At 74.6% G+C, this 17753-nt stretch carries 15 protein-coding genes; 5 read left to right on the forward strand and 10 right to left on the reverse strand.

Translation table 11 applies throughout. The annotated features are described in order from the left end of the window. Nucleotides 1-3: 3 nt before the first annotated feature. Together GA0070622_RS18570 and lnt are read right to left on the reverse strand one after the other, a co-directional pair. Nucleotides 4-795, reverse strand: coding sequence for a polyprenol monophosphomannose synthase (locus GA0070622_RS18570; RefSeq protein WP_091574474.1), 792 nt, complete (start codon nucleotides 793-795; stop codon nucleotides 4-6). 26 nt (nucleotides 796-821) lie between these two features. Beyond that, nucleotides 822-2357, reverse strand: coding sequence for an apolipoprotein N-acyltransferase (gene lnt, locus GA0070622_RS18575; protein ID WP_245666636.1), 1536 nt, complete (start codon nucleotides 2355-2357; stop codon nucleotides 822-824). Nucleotides 2358-2528: 171 nt separating this feature from the next. Between lnt and GA0070622_RS18580 the strand changes: the two genes are divergently transcribed. The 3 genes from GA0070622_RS18580 (at nucleotide 2529) to GA0070622_RS18590 (ending at nucleotide 7487) form a co-directional block, all read left to right on the forward strand. Then, nucleotides 2529-5663, forward strand: coding sequence for an ATP-binding protein (locus tag GA0070622_RS18580; protein ID WP_091574475.1), 3135 nt, complete (start codon nucleotides 2529-2531; stop codon nucleotides 5661-5663). 67 nt (nucleotides 5664-5730) lie between these two features. Next, nucleotides 5731-6708: an ATP-binding cassette domain-containing protein gene (locus GA0070622_RS18585; RefSeq protein WP_091574476.1), complete on the forward strand. Its 978-nt coding sequence runs from the start codon at nucleotides 5731-5733 to the stop codon at nucleotides 6706-6708. Continuing rightward, a complete protein-coding gene (locus GA0070622_RS18590; protein WP_245666399.1) occupies nucleotides 6705-7487 on the forward strand; it encodes an ABC transporter permease in 783 nt (260 codons plus the stop codon). The genes GA0070622_RS18585 and GA0070622_RS18590 overlap by 4 nt, the downstream gene beginning before the upstream one ends. Before the next feature lie 411 nt (nucleotides 7488-7898). Here GA0070622_RS18590 and GA0070622_RS18595 read toward each other — a convergent pair whose 3' ends face one another. From GA0070622_RS18595 to kdd, 6 genes are all read right to left on the reverse strand, one after another. After that, a complete protein-coding gene (locus GA0070622_RS18595) occupies nucleotides 7899-9233 on the reverse strand; it encodes a glutamate mutase L (RefSeq protein WP_091574477.1) in 1335 nt (444 codons plus the stop codon). A 112-nt stretch (nucleotides 9234-9345) separates the two neighbouring features. After that, nucleotides 9346-9744 (reverse strand): 3-aminobutyryl-CoA ammonia lyase, encoded by a 399-nt coding sequence (gene kal, locus GA0070622_RS18600; protein ID WP_172967784.1) that lies wholly within the window; start codon nucleotides 9742-9744, stop codon nucleotides 9346-9348. Next, nucleotides 9741-10508: a lysine 5,6-aminomutase subunit beta gene (gene kamE / locus GA0070622_RS18605; RefSeq protein WP_091574479.1), complete on the reverse strand. Its 768-nt coding sequence runs from the start codon at nucleotides 10506-10508 to the stop codon at nucleotides 9741-9743. Before kamE ends, kal begins: the two co-directional genes overlap by 4 nt. Beyond that, nucleotides 10505-12064, reverse strand: a complete 1560-nt coding sequence (kamD, locus tag GA0070622_RS18610; protein ID WP_091574480.1) for a lysine 5,6-aminomutase subunit alpha — start codon at nucleotides 12062-12064, stop codon at nucleotides 10505-10507. Before kamD ends, kamE begins: the two co-directional genes overlap by 4 nt. After that, nucleotides 12061-13632, reverse strand: a complete 1572-nt coding sequence (locus GA0070622_RS18615) for an amidohydrolase (protein WP_091574481.1) — start codon at nucleotides 13630-13632, stop codon at nucleotides 12061-12063. Before GA0070622_RS18615 ends, kamD begins: the two co-directional genes overlap by 4 nt. A gap of 4 nt (nucleotides 13633-13636) precedes the next feature. Beyond that, the gene (gene kdd / locus GA0070622_RS18620) at nucleotides 13637-14698 is read right to left on the reverse strand and encodes an L-erythro-3,5-diaminohexanoate dehydrogenase (protein WP_091574482.1); all 1062 of its coding nucleotides are present in this window, start codon (nucleotides 14696-14698) and stop codon (nucleotides 13637-13639) included. Between the two features lie 144 nt (nucleotides 14699-14842). Here kdd and GA0070622_RS18625 point away from each other — a divergent pair, with 144 nt between their 5' ends. Continuing rightward, on the forward strand, nucleotides 14843-16249 hold the full coding sequence (locus GA0070622_RS18625) for a KamA family radical SAM protein (RefSeq protein WP_091574483.1): 1407 nt from the start codon (nucleotides 14843-14845) through the stop codon (nucleotides 16247-16249). A gap of 61 nt (nucleotides 16250-16310) precedes the next feature. Here the strand turns inward: GA0070622_RS18625 and GA0070622_RS18630 are convergent, their stop codons facing one another. After that, nucleotides 16311-16505 (reverse strand): CsbD family protein, encoded by a 195-nt coding sequence (locus GA0070622_RS18630; protein WP_091574484.1) that lies wholly within the window; start codon nucleotides 16503-16505, stop codon nucleotides 16311-16313. Between the two features lie 156 nt (nucleotides 16506-16661). Between GA0070622_RS18630 and GA0070622_RS18635 the strand changes: the two genes are divergently transcribed. Beyond that, on the forward strand, nucleotides 16662-17276 hold the full coding sequence (locus GA0070622_RS18635) for a histidine phosphatase family protein (protein WP_091574485.1): 615 nt from the start codon (nucleotides 16662-16664) through the stop codon (nucleotides 17274-17276). Here the strand turns inward: GA0070622_RS18635 and GA0070622_RS18640 are convergent. After that, the gene (locus GA0070622_RS18640; protein WP_091574486.1) at nucleotides 17206-17712 is read right to left on the reverse strand and encodes an Lrp/AsnC family transcriptional regulator; all 507 of its coding nucleotides are present in this window, start codon (nucleotides 17710-17712) and stop codon (nucleotides 17206-17208) included. The genes GA0070622_RS18635 and GA0070622_RS18640 overlap by 71 nt on opposite strands. Between the last annotated feature and the right edge of the window lie 41 nt (nucleotides 17713-17753).

Consider the following 17753-nt stretch of genomic DNA (forward strand, 5'->3'; position numbering starts at 1 on the left):
CGCTCACGGCCACCGGGCCAACGCCGCCGGCCGGCCCCGCACCGACGCCCGCCGGTCCCGCACCCCCCACCGGGTGACCCGCCACAACGCCTCCGCCACGATCAGCGGGCTCATCTTGCTGTCGCCGTGCTCCCGCTCGGCGAACGTGATCGGCACCTCGACGATGCGCACCCCGGCGCGGTGCGCCAGCCGGGACAGCTCCACCTGGAACGCGTACCCCTGGGAACGCACCGAGTCCAGGTCGATCGCGTCCAGCGCGCTCGTCCGGTACACCCGGTAGCCGCCGGTGGCGTCGCTGACCGGCATACCCAGCGCCACCCGCGCGTACAGGTTCCCGACGCGCGACAGCAGCAGCCGACGCCACGGCCAGTTCAGCACCCGCGCGCCCCGGGTCCACCGGGAGCCGATCACCACGTCGGCGTCGCGGGCCGCCGCCAGCAGCGCCGGCAGGTCCTCCGGGGCGTGCGAGCCGTCGGCGTCCATCTCCACCACCGCGTCGTAGCCACGCCGCCGCGCCCACGCGAAACCGGCCAGATAGGCCGCGCCGAGACCTTCCTTGCCCGGACGGTGCAACACGTGCACCCGGGGGTCGTTCCCGGCGATCGTGTCGGCGATAGCGCCGGTGCCGTCGGGGCTGTTGTCGTCGGCGACGAGGACATCCACCGCGGGTGCCGCCACGCGGACCCGGTCGACGATGCGGCGCACGTTGTCGGCCTCGTTGTAGGTGGGGATGACCACCAGGACCCGCCCCACCCCGGGATGGCCGACCGTCCGCCTGTCGGCTGCCACGCCCACCGTCGCACCGCCTCCCGCTCGTCGGTTCAGCCGGCGGTGGCCCTGCGGCGGCGGCGCAGCACGGCCGCGCCGGCCAGCGCCGCGACCGCGAGGGCCGCGAGCGCCACCTCCGGCCACACCCCGGCCGTGGTGGCCGGGGTACGCCCGTCCCCGAGTCGCATCTGCCGCACCACCACCTCGGCGGTGTTGAACCCGGTCGCACCGTCTACCCGCCCGTCGGGGGAAACGAACCCGGACACCCCGACCGTGGAGGCCATCAGCGCGGACCGGCCGTGCTCCACGGCCCGCAACCGCACCATGGCCAGCTGCTGGCGGGCCTCGGCCACGTCGAACGTGGCGTTGTTGGTCTGCACCACCAGCAGCTGCGCGCCGCCGGTGACGGTGTCCCGGACGATGCCGTCGTAGGCCACCTCGAAGCAGATCACGTCGCCGAGGGTCACCGCGCCCGTGTCCAGCACGCCCGGGCGGGTGCCCGGGACGAAGTCCGAGCGCACCCGGTCGACCTCGGCGCTGACCTTGCGGGCGATCGACCGCAGCGGCACGTACTCGGCGAACGGCACCGGGTGCCGCTTGGTGTACAGCTGGGTCAGGTCGGCGCCGCTGCCCGGGCGCCACAGCAGACCGGCGTTGCGGACCTGCCCCTGACCGGGGCCGAGCAGCACCGCACCGACCAGGATCGGCGCGCCGATCGCGTCGGCGGCCTGGGAGATCCGGTCGCCGGCGCCCGGGTTGCGCAGCGGGTCGATGTCGCTGGAGTTCTCCGGCCACACCACCAGGTCAGGGCGGCGCTGCCCGCCCTGCGCGACCTGCTCGGCCAGTTTCAGGGTGGCGTCGACGTGGTTGTTGAGCACCGCCTGCCGCTGGGCGTTGAAGTCCAGCCCGAGGCGGGGCACGTTGCCCTGCACGATGGCGACGGTGACGGTGTCACCGGCCCCCCGTACCCCGGTCGGGACGGCCGTGCCGGCGGCCACGACCGCGACGAGCGCGGCGGTGAGCCCGGCGACCGGCCGCCACTGCCCGGCGGTGCGGCGCCAGTCCCGCCAGGCGAGGGTGAGCAGGATCCCGCCGGCGAGCGCGACGGCGAACGTGACCAGCGGCGCGCCGCCGAGCGCGGCCAGCCGCAGCAGCGGCGAGGTGTCCTGGCTGAACGCCAGCCGCCCCCACGGGAACCCGCCGAACGGGGTGCGGTCGCGCAGCGCCTCCTGACCCACCCACAGCACGGCGGTGAGCAGCGGCCACGCCGCCCGGTGCCGGTCGGCCAGCGGTGACACCCAGGCGGTGGCCGCGCCCAGCAGCGCCAGGTAGCCGGCCTGCAGCAGCGACAGCAGCACCCACGGCAGGTAGCCGGTGTGCAGGTTGGTCCACTCCAGCAGCGGCGCGAACAACGCCACCCCGGCGAGGAAGCCCAGCCCGGCGCCGGCGCGCAACCGCCGCCGGTGCACCGCTGCGGCCAGCAGCGCCACCCCGACCGGCGCGAGCGGCCACAGCCCGTACGGGGGGAACGCGACCAGCAGCGCCAGACCGGCCAGCACGGCGGCGGGCACGGCCAGCGTCAACGGCAGAGGACGCGCGTCGGCGTCCGGGCGTGCCCCGTCGGTGGCACGCGGCTGTTCCCGGTCGAGCGTCGTCACCGGCACCTCACCACGATCACGGGCCGAAGGCTACCCGGCCGCGACGTCGACCGGCCCGGCCGGTGTGGGCCGGACCACCAGGGGCAGGCGACAATCGGGCGTATGCGGTTCGGTGTCCTCGGCCCCACCCAGGCGTACGCCGCCGACGGCACCGCGCTGCCCGTCGCCGGGCAGCGGCTGCGCGCCCTGCTGGCGTTGCTGCTGCTCGACGCCGGCCGCACGGTGCCGCCGGGACGGCTCGTCGACGGCGTCTACGACGCCGACCCCCCGCAGCGGGCCGCGAACGCGCTGCAGTCACAGGTGTCGCGGCTGCGCCGGCTGCTGCCCGGCGTGGAGATCGAGTTCGGTCCGGCCGGCTACCGGCTGGCCGTCGACCCGCAGCAGGTCGACGTGCATGAATTCGCCGGCCTGGCCGAGGCCGGCCGGGTCGCGCTCGCCGCCGGCGACCCGGGCCGCGCCGGCGCGCTGCTGCGGCAGGCGCTGCGACTGTGGCGCGGCGAGCCGCTGGCGGACGTCACCGGCACGGTGCTGGCCGCCGAGGCGGCCCGGCTGCGGGACCTGCGCCTCGCCGCGGTCGAGGACCGCGTCGAGGCGGAGCTGGCGTCCGCGCCGGCCGGTCCGCCGCTGGTGGCGGAACTGCGGGCGCTGGTGGCGGAGCACCCGCTGCGGGAGCGGCTGTACGGGCAGCTGATGCGCGCCCTGCACGGCGCCGGACGACGCGCCGAGGCGCTGGCCGTGTACGCCCGGGCCCGGGAGGTGCTCGCCGACGAGCTGGGCGCCGACCCGTCGGCGGAGCTGACCGCGCTGCACACCGCCCTGCTGCGCGACGACGGTCCGCCCGCCGGTGGCACGCCGTCACGGCTGCCGACTCCGCTGACCAGTTTCGTCGGTCGGGAGCGGGAACTGCGCCGGGTCGGTGAGCTGATCGCCTCGGCGCGTCTGGTGACCCTGCACGGGCCGGGCGGCGCCGGCAAGACCCGCCTGGCCGTCGCCGCCGCGAGCCGCCACGACGCCCCCGTGTGCCTGGTGGAGTTGGCGTCGGTGGCGCCCGGGTCGGCCGTGGCGCCGGCGGTGCTGGCCGCGCTGGACCTGCGCGACGCCGGGCTGCGCGCCCCCGGCGGCCCCCGTGACCTCACCGACCGGTTGGTGGCGGCGCTGACCGACCGGCGGCTGCTGCTCGTGCTGGACAACTGCGAGCACGTGGTCGACGACGCGGCCCGGTTGACCGCCCGGCTGCTCGCCGCCGCACCCGACCTGAGGGTGCTGGCCACCAGCCGGGAGCCGCTGGGTCTCACCGGCGAGGCGATCTGCCCGGTCGGTGGGCTGCCGGTGCCCGCCGGCCCGGTGTCACCGCAGGCGGCCGCCGCCTACGCCGGGGTGCGGCTGTTCACCGACCGGGCCGCCGACGTCGCGCCGGGCTTCACCCTGGACGCGGCCACCACGCCGGCCGTGCTGCGGATCTGCCGCACCCTCGACGGCCTGCCCCTGGCTCTGGAGCTGGCCGCGGCCCGGTTGCGGGCCCTGCCGGTGGCGCAGGTGGCGGCGCGCCTGGACGACCGGTTCCGGCTGCTGCGCCGCGGCGACCGGGCGGCGCAGCCCCGGCACCGCACGCTGGAGGCGGTGGTGGGGTGGAGCTGGGAGCTGCTGGACGAGCCGGAGCGGCGCCTGGCCGCCCGGATGGGCGTGTTCGTCGGCGCCGCCGACCTGCCGGCGGTGCAGGCGGTGTGCGGGCCGACCGGCGACGACGACGTCGTCGACGTGCTCACCGGGCTGGTGGACAAGTCCCTGGTGGAGGCCGACGACGGACGGTACCGGATGGTGGACACCATCCGCGCCTACGCGGCGCGGCGGCTCACCGACGGCGGGGAGGCCACGCGGGTGCGGGCCGCGCACACCGCGTACTTCCTGGACCTGGCCCGGGCCGGCGACGCCGGCCTGCGCGGTGCCGGCCAGGACCGCTGGCTGCGCCGGTTGGACGCCGCCCGCGACGACCTGCACGCGGCGCTGCGCCGGGCGGTGGACGACGGGCACACCGAAGCCGCGCTGCGGCTGGTCGCGGCGCTGGCGTTCTACTGGTGGCTGCGGGGGCTGCGCGGCGAGGGCGCCGAGCTGGCCGGGCGGCTCGTCGACCGGCTCGACGCGGCGCCGGCCGGCCTCGACGAGGAGTACGCGTTGTGTCTGCTGGTCGCCACGCTCGCCGGCGCCGGCGACGCCACGGCGGTCGCCACGGCCTCGCGCATCCTGTGGGACCGCGACCGGCCGCCCCGACACCCGTTCCTGCTCTACCTGTCCGGCATGGCCAGCGGCCCGCCACCGCCGCACCGGCTGGCCGTGCTGACCGACCGGGCCAGCCGGGAATGGCTGCTCGGCACCGACCCGTGGAGCCGGGCCCTGGGCGTGCTCGGCACCGCCACCGTGCACCTGCTGCACGGCCACCACGACCGGGCCCGCGCCGACCTCACCGAGGCGCTGGCCGGGTTCCGGGCGCTGAACGAGCGGTGGGGCATGATCCTGGCGCTGAGCACCCTCGCCGAGACCGCCTACCGGGAGGGCGACGCCCGCGCGGCCGCCGCGCCGATGGCCGAGGCGCTGCGCCTGGTCGAGCAGCTCGGCTCCACGCTGGACCTGGCGGAGCTGCTGCGCACCCGCGCCGACGGTCGCCTGCTCGTCGGTGACCTGACCGGCGCGGGCGACGACTACCGGCGGGTGCGCCGGATGGCCGGGCCGGCCGGCGCGCCGGAACTGGTCGCCGCCGCCGACCTGGGGCTCGGGGAGATCGCCCGGCGCGACGGCGACCCCGACCGTGCCCGGACGCTGTGCGAGCGGGCCCTCGCCGGGTGCCCGTCGGGCTGGTTCGGCGCGGAGGTGGTCCGGTTGGCGGCGCGGGTGACGCTCGGGCAGCTCGCCGACGCCGCCGGTGACCCGGCGGCGGCCCGCGCCCACTACCGGCGCGTCGTCACCGCGACCGTCGGGGTGTGGGACGTCCCGACCGTCGTCGCCGCGGTGGACGGGCTGGTCCGGCCGCTACTGGCCGACGACGGGCCCGAACAGGCCGCGTACCTGCTGGGGGCCGTGTCGGCGCTGCTGGCCGGCACCGGCGCGGCCGACGCCCCGACGGTCGCGCCGGTCGCCGACGCGGCCCGGTCGCACCTCGGCGCGGCAGCGTTCGCCGCGGCGTTCACCCGCGGCGCCGCGCTGGCGCGGCCGCAGGCGGTGGCCGTGCTCGCCGCCGGCTGACCGCGCCACCGCCGCCCGGTCAGCGCGCGGTGCGCCCCCGGTCAGCGGCGCCGGCGACGCTGGCGCCATGACCGATGAGACGACGGCCGTGCTGGCCGAGGGGTTACGCAAGCGGTACGGCCCGACCACCGCCCTGGACGGGTTCGACCTGGCGGTACCGGCGGGCACGGTGTGCGGGATGCTCGGCCCCAACGGGGCGGGCAAGACCACGGCGGTGCGGATCCTGACCACGCTGCTGCGCGGCGACGGCGGCCGGGCCCGGGTCGCCGGACACGACGTGGCCGCCCGCCCGGATCGGGTACGCGAGGCGATCAGCCTGACCGGGCAGTACGCAGCCGTGGACGAGGTGCTCAGCGGCCGGCAGAACCTGGTGCTGTTCGGCCGGCTGCGGCGCCTGCCGGCGCGTACCGCCCGTCGCCGCGCCGACGAGCTGCTGGACCGTTTCGGGTTGGCCGCGGTGGCGGACCGGTCGGCCGGCACCTACTCCGGTGGGATGCGTCGCCGCCTGGACCTGGCCGCCAGCCTGGTCGTGCCGCCGCGGGTGCTGTTCCTCGACGAGCCGACCACCGGGTTGGACCCGCGCAGCCGCAACGGGTTGTGGACGGCGGTGCGGGAGCTGGTCGCCGACGGCACCACGGTGCTGTTGTGCACCCAGTACCTGGAGGAGGCCGACCAGCTCGCCGACCGGGTGTGCGTGCTCGACGCCGGCCGGGTGGTGGCCGAGGGCACCCCGGAGCAGCTCAAGGCGCGCATCGGCGCCGACCGCGTCGAGCTGGTGGTGCGACGCGCGGCGGACGTGCCGGCGGCGGCGACGGTGCTGGAACGGGCCACCGGGGCGGCGGTGACGGTGGACGGGGAGCTGCGCCGCGTGGACGCGCCGGTGACCGACCGGATCGCCGTGCTCACCGCGGTCCTGCGGGAGTTGACCGACAGCGGGGTGGAGGTGGAGGACGTGCTGGTGCGTCGACCCACGCTGGACGAGGCGTTCCTGCGGTTGACCGGCCACACGGCGCACGCGCGGCAGCGTGCGGAGGTGGCGGCGTGACGGCGCTCGTCGACGGCTGGGTGATGGCCGGACGGAACCTGCGGCACGTGGTCCGCTCCCCCGAGGAGATCGTGCTCTACTTCACCCTGCCGATCATGTTCGTGCTGGTGTTCGGCTACGTGTTCGGCAGCGGCATGGCGGTGCCCGGCGACGGCAGCTACCGAGAGTTCCTGCTGCCCGGGGTGTTCGTCATGACGATGCTCTACGGTCTCGGCGCCACCGCCTCGGCGATCGCGGTCGACGCCGGCCGCGGCGTGGTGGACCGTTTCCGCTCCCTGCCGATGGCCCGCTCGGCGCCGCTGTCCGGGCGGGCCGGCGCGGACCTGGTGCGGGCGTGCCTGGAGATGGCCACCCTCGTGGTGTGCGGGCTGCTGGTGGGCTGGCGGTGGCGTGAGGGCCTGCTCGCCGCACTCGGGGCGGTGGCGCTGATCCTGCTGCTGCGCGCCGCGCTGACCTGGGTGGGGATCCTGCTGGGGTTGCTGGTGCCGAACCCCGACACGGTCGGGGTGGTGGTGTTCCCGCTGGCGTTTCCGCTGACCGCGCTGTCGAACGTGTTCGTCGCACCGGAACTGATGCCCGACTGGTTGGGCGCGGTCGCGGCGTGGAACCCGCTGTCGGCGACGGTGGCGGCCGTGCGGGACCTGTTCGGCAATCCGGGTGTCGGCGCGGACTCGTGGCCGGCGCGGCACGCGCTGCTGCTGGCGATCGCCTGGCCGCTGGCGCTGATCGCGGTGGCCGCCCCGGCGGCGGTGCGCCGCTACCAGCGGCTCGGCCACTGACCCGGCCGGTGACGGAAATCGGGGCGCGGCCTAAGCCGCGCCCCGATGCTCCCAGGCCCTCCCCGGCCGGTGGGGCGAGGACGATCGGCGCCGACCTTCGGACCGACCGGACGTGGACTGGCTGCCCCCGCCTGGCCGTTGTCTACTGGCCGTTCCTCTCACCCTGCCCGTACACCGGTAACCGCGGCCGGTTCGCGCCGCCCCGCCGACCCCCGCCCGCTGGACCTGGCCGCCGCAACCTTCCGGTCACTCGGCCAGCGGACGAAGGGACGAAGCGAACAACAGCCGCTTCCCGTAGTAGGACTCAAAGACGGTACGGCGTAGACCCCCGCCGCTGTCAACCCACCCCGGCCTGTCGTGTGTTGCGCCACGGCGTGTCGCGTCGGCGCGTCTCGATCCGTGGACGGTCGGTCAGCCGGTCAGGTGCTGGCGCAGCACCGCCGCCGCCGCACCCGGATGCTCGTCGGCGAGCAGCCCGGCGGCGGCCAGCACGTAGTCGACGTCGACGACCGGCCGGGCGGCGCGCGGCAACGGCCACCCCCCGGCGTGGTCGGTGAGCACCGCGTCGAGCACCGCCGCCGCGTGACCCGCCTCGGCGTGGCGCAGCACCCCGCCGGAGCCGACGAGCAGCCGCACCTCCCGCAGGTCCCGGCCGGCGCGTTCCCCGGTGGCCGCGCCCCGGGCGTGCCGCCGCAACGCCACCGTCGCCGCGAGGGTCGCGATACGCCGGTCGGCGGCCCGCTCGGCGTCACCGGCGGCCAGGAACCCCGGGTCGGCGGCCCGCACCGCCGCCGCCTCGGCCAACGGCCCCTCCTCCCCCGGGTCGAGCAGCCGCTCCTCGGCGGCGGCCCGCACCACACCCGGCGCGCTCCACCGCATGCCCAGGTCCCCCTCGACGGTGCGGGCCCGCCACAGCGTCCCGGCGACCTCCTGACCGGGGCCGCTGTCGCGCTCGTCGGGGGTGAGCACCGAGTACACGTCGGTGGTGGCCCCGCCCACGTCCACCACGGCCAGGTCACCGCCGAGGGTGTCGGCGAGGACCTCCACCCCGGTCAGCACCGCGTCGGGCGTCGCCGCGCGGACCAGCCGCGCGAACCGGGTGCCCCGCGACAGCCGCTTGCCGCCGATGACGTGCCGCAGGAACACCTCGCGGATCGCCGCCCGGGCCGGCGCGGGCGCCAGCACCCCGATGCGGGGCAGCACGTTGTCCGCGGCGGTCACCGGCACCCCCGCCGCCACCAGCACGGCGTGCAGGTCGGCGCGGACGTCGGCGTTGCCGGCCAGCACCACCGGAACCCGCCAGCGGGCCCGCGCCAGTCGGGTCGCGTTGTGGGTGAGGGTGTCGGCGTCACCGCCGTCGGTGCCACCCACCAGCAGCACCACGTCCGGTCGGGCCGCCCGCAACGCCGACAGGTCGGCCGCGCCGAGCCGGCCCGCAGCCACGTGCACCACGTTCGCACCCGCCGACAGACCCACCCGCCGGCCCGCCTGCGCCGTCACGAGCGGCTCGTAGCCGATCACCGCCAGCCGCAGCCCACCACCGGCCGACGAGCACACGTACCACGGCACGTCACCCACGCCGGCTGACGCGGTGGCCGCGCCGACCGCGGCGTCCAGGCCGTGCAGCACGTCCGTGCCGACCGTGGTCGGCGCGGACGCCGCGCCGACCAGCCGACCGCCGTCGAGGTCGACCACCGCCGCCTTCGTGTACGTCGACCCGACGTCGGCGCAGACCGCCACGTTCACGCGCGGCCGCCCGTCGCCTGCGGGGCTCGCAGGACCGGCTCGCTCCTCGCGCTCACGGGGCTGGTCTTCGTTCGCGACTGCGGGGCTCGCAGGACCGGCTCGCTCCTCGCGCTCACGGCGCCGGCGGCACGACCACGGTGCCGGTGGCGGTGACCGCGACGATCGGAGGGTCCAGCACCTCGGCCGCCGACTCGCCCCGGTCCGGGCGGCCCCGGCACACCACCGCGCAGCTCAGCTCCAGCGTCCGGCTGCGCGAACCCACGCGGGCGACCTGCGCCGTCACCTCCACCACGTCACCGGCCCGGATCGGCGCGGTGAACCGCACGTCCGAATAGCCGGCGAACAGCCCCTCGTCGCCGTCGGTGCGGATGCACACCTCCGTGGCCACGTCACCGAACAACCCCAACGCGTACGCCCCGTCGACCAGGTTCCCCGCGTAGTGCGCGTGGGCGTACGGCACGTACCGGCGGTGGGTGACGGTCAACCCCAGCCGGGGATCCTGCTCGCTCAACTGCTCGCCTTCCTGGAGGTGATCAACGCGTGGACGAGGTAACTGGCGACCTCGCCCGGGGTGGTGCCGCGACCGAAGATCCGGTCGACGCCCAGCTCCGTGGTCATCGTCTCGTCGAACCGGGGCCCACCGACGATCAGCAGCGGCCGCTTCCCCGCCGGCATCGCCTCCCGGAACGCCGCCGACATCTCCCGCGTGTTGTGCAGGTGCGCGTCGCGCTGCGTCACCACCTGCGACACCAGCACCGCGTCGGCCTTCTCCGCCCGGGCCGCCTCCACCAACTCCGGCACGCTGACCTGCGCACCCATGTTGGTGACCTTCAACTCCCGGTAGTACTCCAGGCCCTTCTCCCCCGCGATGCCCTTGACGTTCAGGATCGCGTCGATGCCCACGGTGTGCGCGTCCGTGCCGATGCAGGCGCCCACCACCGACAGCTTGCGCCGCATCCGCTGCTTCACCACCGTGTTGACCTCCTTGGCCGACAGCAGCGGGAAGTCCCGTTCCACCACCTGCACCCGGTCCAGGTCAACCAGGTGGTTCACCCGCCCGTAGACCACGAAGAAGGTGAACCCGTCACCGATCGGCTTGGCGTGCACCAGCATCGCCGGGTCCATGCCCATCTTGTTGGCCAACTGCACCGCGGCGCCCTCGGCCCGCTTGTCGTGCGGCACCGGCAACGTGAACGACACCTGCACCATGCCGTCACCGGTGGTGTCCCCGTACGGCCGCACGATCTTCTTCTCGCTCGGGCTGTGCTGGCTCATGCCGACTGCTCCAGGATCTCGGTGGCCGGGTTGAAGTAGTCGGCCTCGTGCCTCGCGACGCCGTCGAGGCCCTTGCCCCGGTCCGCGGGCCGCTTCATGATCCCGAACGTGCCCTCCGCGATCGCCGTCAACAGCGACTGCTCACCGATGCGCTCCAGCAGATCGACCGCCTCACCGAGCACCCGGTGCGCCCGCTGCTGGATGAACCCGCCCGGCGCCGGCACGAAGTCCTCGTGCAACCCGCCCGCCGCACCCAGCACGTACCGCACGTTCTGCAACGCGATGTCCCGGTCCGACAACCACGGCGTCACCACCGCCTCGGTCATCATCCCCACCAGCAGGATGCCCTGCCCGGTCATGGTCCCGACCAGGTTGAAGAACCCGTCCAGCAGGTTGCCCCGGAACACGTCCCCGGTCATGTGCTTCGTCGGCGGCATCCACTTCAACGGCGCGTCCGGGAACAACTCCCGCGCCAGCAACGCGTGCGCCAACTCCAACCGGAACGACTCCGGCACCTCCGGGTTGATCTCGAACGCGTGCCCCAACCCCAGCAACCCGTCGGACAACCCCGCCTCGTGCGCGAAGAACTCGTTGAGCAACTGCGACACCGTCACCGTGTGCGCCTCGTCCACCGCGTCCGCGGTGGTCAGGTAGTTGTCCTCACCGGTGTTGATGATGATCCCCGCCCGCGCGTGCACCTGCCGGGAGAACCGCTGGTCCACGAACGTACGGATCGGGTTGATGTCACGGAACAGGATCCCGTACATCGAGTCGTTGAGCATCATGTCCAGCCGCTCCAGGCCGGCCAACGTCGCCATCTCCGGCATGCACAGCCCCGACGCGTAGTTCGTCAGCCGCACGTACCGGCCCAACTCCCGCGACGACTCGTCCAACGCCGCCCGCATCAGCCGGAAGTTCTCCTGCGTCGCGTACGTGCCCGCGAACCCCTCCCGGGTCGCCCCCTCCGGCACGTAGTCCAGCAGCGACTGCCCCGTCGACCGGATCACCGCGATCACGTCCGCGCCGGCCCGCGCCGCCGCCTGCGCCTGCGGAATGTCCTCGTAGATGTCACCGGTCGCCACGATCAGATAGATCCACGGCCGCTGCTTCGGATCCCCGTGCCGCTTCACCAGACGGTCCCGCTCGGCGCGCCGCCGGTCGATCTGCCGCACCCCCGCCGCCACCGCCCGCCGCGCGGCCCTCCTCGCCGCCGTCGCCGCCTTCGCCGTCGGCTGCGCGAACCGCACCGACCCCGCCGCGGCCTTCTGCGCCAGCAACGTCACGTCCGACACGCCCTCCCGGGCCATCGCGTCGAACACCGGCACCGCCACCCCGTGGCCCAGCCCCACGTCGGCCACCACCGCGTCCACCAGACGGTTCACCCACGGGATGCCGTCCGGGTCCGCGCCGGTCACCCCGGCCAACCGCAGCACCGCCCGCTCCACCGACACCGTCGTGTGGCTGCGCGCCAGATCCACCACCGGCTGCCCGGCCCGACGCGCCAACTCCCGCGCCCGCGCCACCAACGCCGGATCCAGCCCAAGCTTCCCTGTCACGAACTGCCTTCCTGATAGATCACGTCACCGCGCAACACCGTGGCCCGGCACACCGGCAGCGGCGTCGGATCCTCCGGACCCCGCGCCTCCGGGTCCTCCGCCTGCAACACCGGCAAACCCCGCTCCACCCCCGCCGGGGTGTCCCACACCGCGAACGTCGCCGGCGCACCCAACGCCAACACACCCTCGTTGTCCAGGTGCACCGCCCGCCAACCACCGCGCGAGTGCGCCGCGAACGCCGCCCGCACACTCATCCGCTGCCCCGGGTTGTGATGCGCCGCCGCCGCCCGCACCGACCCCCACGGATCCAGCGGCGTCACCGGCGAATCCGACCCGAACGCCAACGCCACCCCGACCCCGTGCATCGCACCCATCGGATTCGACTCCAACGACCGGGCCAGACCCAACCGCGACTCGTACATCCGACCCGCGCCACCCCACAACCGGTCGAACGCCGGCTGCATCGACGCCACGATCCCGTACTCCACGAACCCGGCGATCAACCGCTTGCTCATGATCTCCGCGTGCTCCACCCGGTGCCGCGCCGCCCGCACCCGATCCGTGCCCAACGTCCGCGCCGCCGCCGCGAACCCCTCCAGCACCGTGCCGATCGCCGCGTCCCCGATCGCGTGGAACCCGCCCTGCATCCCGTGCGCCGCGCAGTCCACCAGATGATCACGCACCTGCTCCGCCGTCACGTACCCGTGCCCGCACGCCCCCGGCTCACCGTCCAGGTACGCCGCCGACACGTGCGCCGTCCGCGACCCCAACGCCCCGTCCGCGTACAGGTCCCCGCCCGCGCCCACCGCACCCAGATCCCGGGCCTTCGCCGCGCCCAGCAGCTCACCCCAGTACCCGTACACCTCCGGCACCCCGTCCCCGGACACCGCCAGCAGACCCGTGAAGTCCGACTCGTCCGACGTCCCCGGACCGCCGCACTCGTGCACCGCCGCGATCCCCAACGACGCCGCGTGCCGCAACGCCGCCCGCTGCGCCACCACCCGCTGCGCGGCCGACACCGAACCCAGCGCCGCCTCCCGCACCACGTGGTGCGCGTCCCGCCGCAACCAGCCCGACGCGTCGTACCCGGGCGCCGCCACCACATCCGGACACGCCGCCAGCAACGCCGCCGACACCAACGCCGAATGGATCGACGCCTGCGACAGGTACACCCGCCGCCCTCCGGCCGCCCGGTCCAACGCCGCCGCGTCCGGCACCACCGGCGCCGCCCACGTCGACTCGTCCCAACCGTGCCCCAGCACCACCGCGTCGCCCGGCAACCCCGCCGCGAACGCCGCCACCGCCTCCAGCAGCTCACCGGCCGACCGCACCGCCGACAGATCCAACCCCGACAGGGCCAGACCCGTGTCCGTCGCGTGCACGTGCGCGTCCACGAACGCCGGCGTCACCAACGCCCCGCCCAGGTCCACCACCCGATCGGACACCGGCGCGTCCGCGTCCGCACCCAACCAGGCGATCCGCCCGTCCCGCACCAGCAGCGCCGTCGCGCTCGGGTCGGCCGGACAGTGCAGCACTCCACCGCGATACAGCGTCGAGGGGTTCGTCATGGCCTCAGTCTGCCGCCAGCCGCGCCTCGAACAGCCCGCGCACCCCCGGCTCGGCGCGCAACAACTCCAACGCCAACTCCGCGTGCCCCGGCACATACCCGTTGCCCACCAGCATCGTCACGTCCGCCGCCAGGCCCTCCGCGCCCAACGCCGCCGCCGCGAAACTCGTCGCCATCGAGAAAAAGATCACCGTACCGCCGTCCGCCGTGGCCAGCACCGCGCCGTGCTCACACCCCGGCACGTCCACGCACACCACCGTCACGTCCGCCGGCACCCCCAACGCCGTCGTCACCGCCGTCGACAGACCCACCGGATCCCGGGCGTCCGCCAACGCCACCACGTCGGCCACCCCGGCCGCCGTCAGCGCGTCCCGCTCCGCCGCCACCGGCACCACCCCGACCGTACGGCCGGCGCCCGCCCGCCGCGCCGCGGCCAGCGACAGCGACCCGCTCTTGCCGGCCCCGCCGATCACCGCCACCGACACCGGACGCGGATCACCCTCCCGCGCCCGCCGCGCCACCTGCTCGGCCACCACCCGCGACGTCAACGCCGGCGCCCCGCACACGTCCAGCACCGCCAGGGACAACTCCGGGTGCAGATCCGCCGGCAGCACCGCCGCGATCGACCGCGCGAACAGGATCGCGTACCCGTCGCACGGCACCTGCTCGCTGCGCCCGTCCCACCGGGCCAGGCCGTCGGTGATCGTCAACGGCGTCAGCGTCAACGACACCAACGTCGCCACCCGGTCCCCCGGCCGCAACCCCAGCGGCGAGCGGCGACCCGCCTCCTCCACCGTGCCGATCAGCATGCCGCCCGACCCGGTCACCGGGTTCTGCATCTTCCCCCGGGTCGAGATGATCTCCAGCACCTCGGCGCGGACCTTCTCCCCGTCCCCGCCGTGCTTCTCCGCCAACTGCCGGAAACTCGCCGCGTCCAGGTTCAGCCGCTCGACCCGGATCCGCACCTCGTTCGCCGCGATCCGGGGGTCGGCGTCCAGCCGCCAGGCCGCCTGCGGCAGCACCCCCGCCGGTTCCACGACTCGGTGCAGACCCACCGGTGACGTCACGCCGACCCCCTATGTCCAGCCGCCCGAACCCCCGGTCAGGGCTCGCGTCGCGGGAAAACTTCCGGCAGACTAATTTCTTTACCGCAGATTTTCCAGTAGCGTTCGCACCCGCTGATCAACCGCACCGCACGACGAGGAGGGGCCGTGACCCAGACCCAACCGGTGGAGACCATCCCGACGTCCCGCCCCGCGCCCGTCGCCGTCCCCACCGCCGGACAGCCCTACGAATACCGGCGCGCACCCCTGGTCGAACCCGACTGGACCCGCTTCCCCGGCTGGCGCCACGTCACCCGCGACCAGTGGGAGAGCGCCCAGTGGCAGCGCGTCAACTGCGTCAAGAACATCAAGCAGCTGCGCACCGTCCTCGGCGACACCGTCGACGAGACCTTCTACGCCGACCTGGAGGCCGACCAGAAGGCCCTGGCCACCATGTCCATGCTGGTGCCCCCGCAGATGCTCAACACCATGGTGCCGTTCGCGCCGATGAGCACCGAGGCGCTGCTCGCCGACCCGGTCCGCCGCTACATGATCCCGGTCGCCTCCGACCGGCGCACCGACTGGCCCTCACACCCCTACGCCAGCCGCGACAGCCTGCACGAACACGACATGTGGGTCGCCGAGGGACTCACCCACCGCTACCCCACCAAGGTCCTCGCCGAGCTGCTCTCCACCTGCCCGCAGTACTGCGGGCACTGCACCCGGATGGACCTCGTCGGCAACTCCACCCCCGCCGTCGACAAGCTCAAGCTCACGCTCAAGCCGGTCGACCGCTACGACGCCCACATCACCTACCTCAAGGCCCACCCCGGTGTCCGGGACGTGGTCGTCTCCGGCGGCGATGTCGCCAACGTGCCGTGGCGTAACCTCGAGTCCTACCTCATGCGCCTGCTGGAGATCGAGACCATCCGCGACATCCGGCTCGCCACCAAGGCGCTCATGGGCCTGCCGCAGCACTGGCTCCAGCCCGACGTGGTCGAGGGCCTCGAACGGGTCGCCCGCACCGCCGCCCGCCGCGGCGTCAACCTGGCCATCCACACCCACGTCAACCACGCCCAGTCGCTGACCCCGCTGGTCGCCAAGGCCGCCCAGACCGCGCTCGACGTCGGCGTCCGCGACGTCCGCAACCAGGGCGTGCTCATGCGCGGCGTCAACGCCACCAGCGCCGACCTGCTCGACCTGTGCTTCGCGCTGCAGGGCGAGACGGGCATCCTGCCGTACTACTTCTACATGTGCGACATGATCCCCAACGCCGAGCACTGGCGGGTCCCGGTCTGGCACGCCCAGCAGCTCCAGCACGACATCATGGGCTACCTGCCCGGCTACGCCACCCCGCGGATCGTCTGCGACGTCCCGTTCGTCGGCAAGCGCTGGGTGCACATGCTCACCGACTACGACCGCGAGCGCGGCATCTCCTACTGGACCAAGAACTACCGCACGTCGATCGAGTCCGCCGACCTGGAGGCGCTCAACAAGCGCTACGCGTACTACGACCCGATCGACACCCTGCCCGAGGCGGGCCAGTCCTGGTGGCACGCCCACCGCGACGACTGACCGTCCCGTCGCACCACGTCGCCCCCGCCGGCTGAGCCGGCGGGGGCGACGTGCGTCCGGGTCACTTCTCGAACGCGTCCTTGACGTCCCGGCCGGCCTGCTTGACGTCCTGCCCGGCCTGACGCGCCCGTGCCGCGCTCTGCTCGCTGGCGCCCTCGGCCCGCAACCGCTCGTTGTCGGTGACGTCGCCGATGCGCTCCTTGGCCATGCCGCTCATCTCCTGGGCCTTCATCTTCGCCTTGTCGGTGAAGCTCATGTCGCCCTCCTCGTCAGCGTGCGGCTTGCCCTTGTCGCGTCCCCGGTGCCGAGCTCGACAAACGCTGTTGACCGGCGCACATCCCCTAAGGCATCCTAGGACAATAGGTCAGAGCGGTTCCCGGTGCCGGCCCGACGGGCGTGGTTGACTGGGCGGGTGAACGAGATACTGCTGATCCGGCACGGCGAGACCACGTGGAGCGCCAGCCACCGGCACACCTCGTACACCGACCTGGAGCTGACCCCTGACGGTGAGCGGCAGGCCCGCGCGCTCGCTCCCCTGCTCGCCGGCCGGCGCTTCGTCCGGGTGCTGTCCAGCCCCCGGCAACGCGCCACCCGCACCGCCCACCTGGCCGGGCTGACCGTCGACGCCACCGACCCCGACCTGGCCGAATGGAACTACGGCGACTACGAGGGCCGCACCAGCGACGCCATCGGCGAGGAACGGCCGGGCTGGAGCATCTGGACCGACGGCGGCGGCCCCGGCGGCGAGTCACCGGCCGAGGTGGGCGCCCGGCTCGACCGGGTGCTCGACCGGGTCGCCCCGCTGCTGGATCGGGGCAGCGTCGCGCTGGTCGGGCACGGGCACAGCCTGCGGGTGCTCGGGGCGCGGTGGATCGGCCTGCCCCCGTCGGGCGGCGGACTGCTGCGGCTCGACACGGCCACGCTCAGCGTGCTCGGCCACGAGCACGGCCGGCGGGTCATCCGGCGCTGGAACCTGCCGGCTCCGTCGCCGACCGGGACCGACCCCGACCGGGCAGCTCGGCACTGATCCGCGGCGGGCGGTTCTCATACGGCGTGGACAGCACCACAGTGGTGCGGGTCGTGACGTTGGCCGAGATGCGGATCTCCTGCAGCAGCCGTTCCAGGTCGGCCGGGCCGGCCACGCGCACCAGCAGGAGATAGAAGTCCTCCCCCGCGACCGAGTAGCAGGAGTCGATCTCGGGCAGGTGGGCCAGCCGCTCCGGCGCGTCGTCGGGCTGCGACGGGTCGAACGGCCGGATCGCCACGAACGCGGTCAGCGGCAGGTCCAGCGCCTCGAACGACACCCGCGCGGCGTACCCCTTGACCACGCCACGCTGCTCCAGCCGGCGGACCCGCTGGTGCACGGCCGACACCGACAGGCCCACCCGCTCGGCCAGGTCCGTGTACGACAGCCGACCGTCCCCGGTCAGCGCGGCGACGATGGCGCGGTCGATCTCCTCCACGCGGCGCAGCCTAGCCGCAAAAGCGCTCCCACGCCGCACCC

Origin of the sequence: Micromonospora sediminicola (assembly GCF_900089585.1) — a bacterium.
Taxonomy (GTDB): domain Bacteria; phylum Actinomycetota; class Actinomycetes; order Mycobacteriales; family Micromonosporaceae; genus Micromonospora; species Micromonospora sediminicola.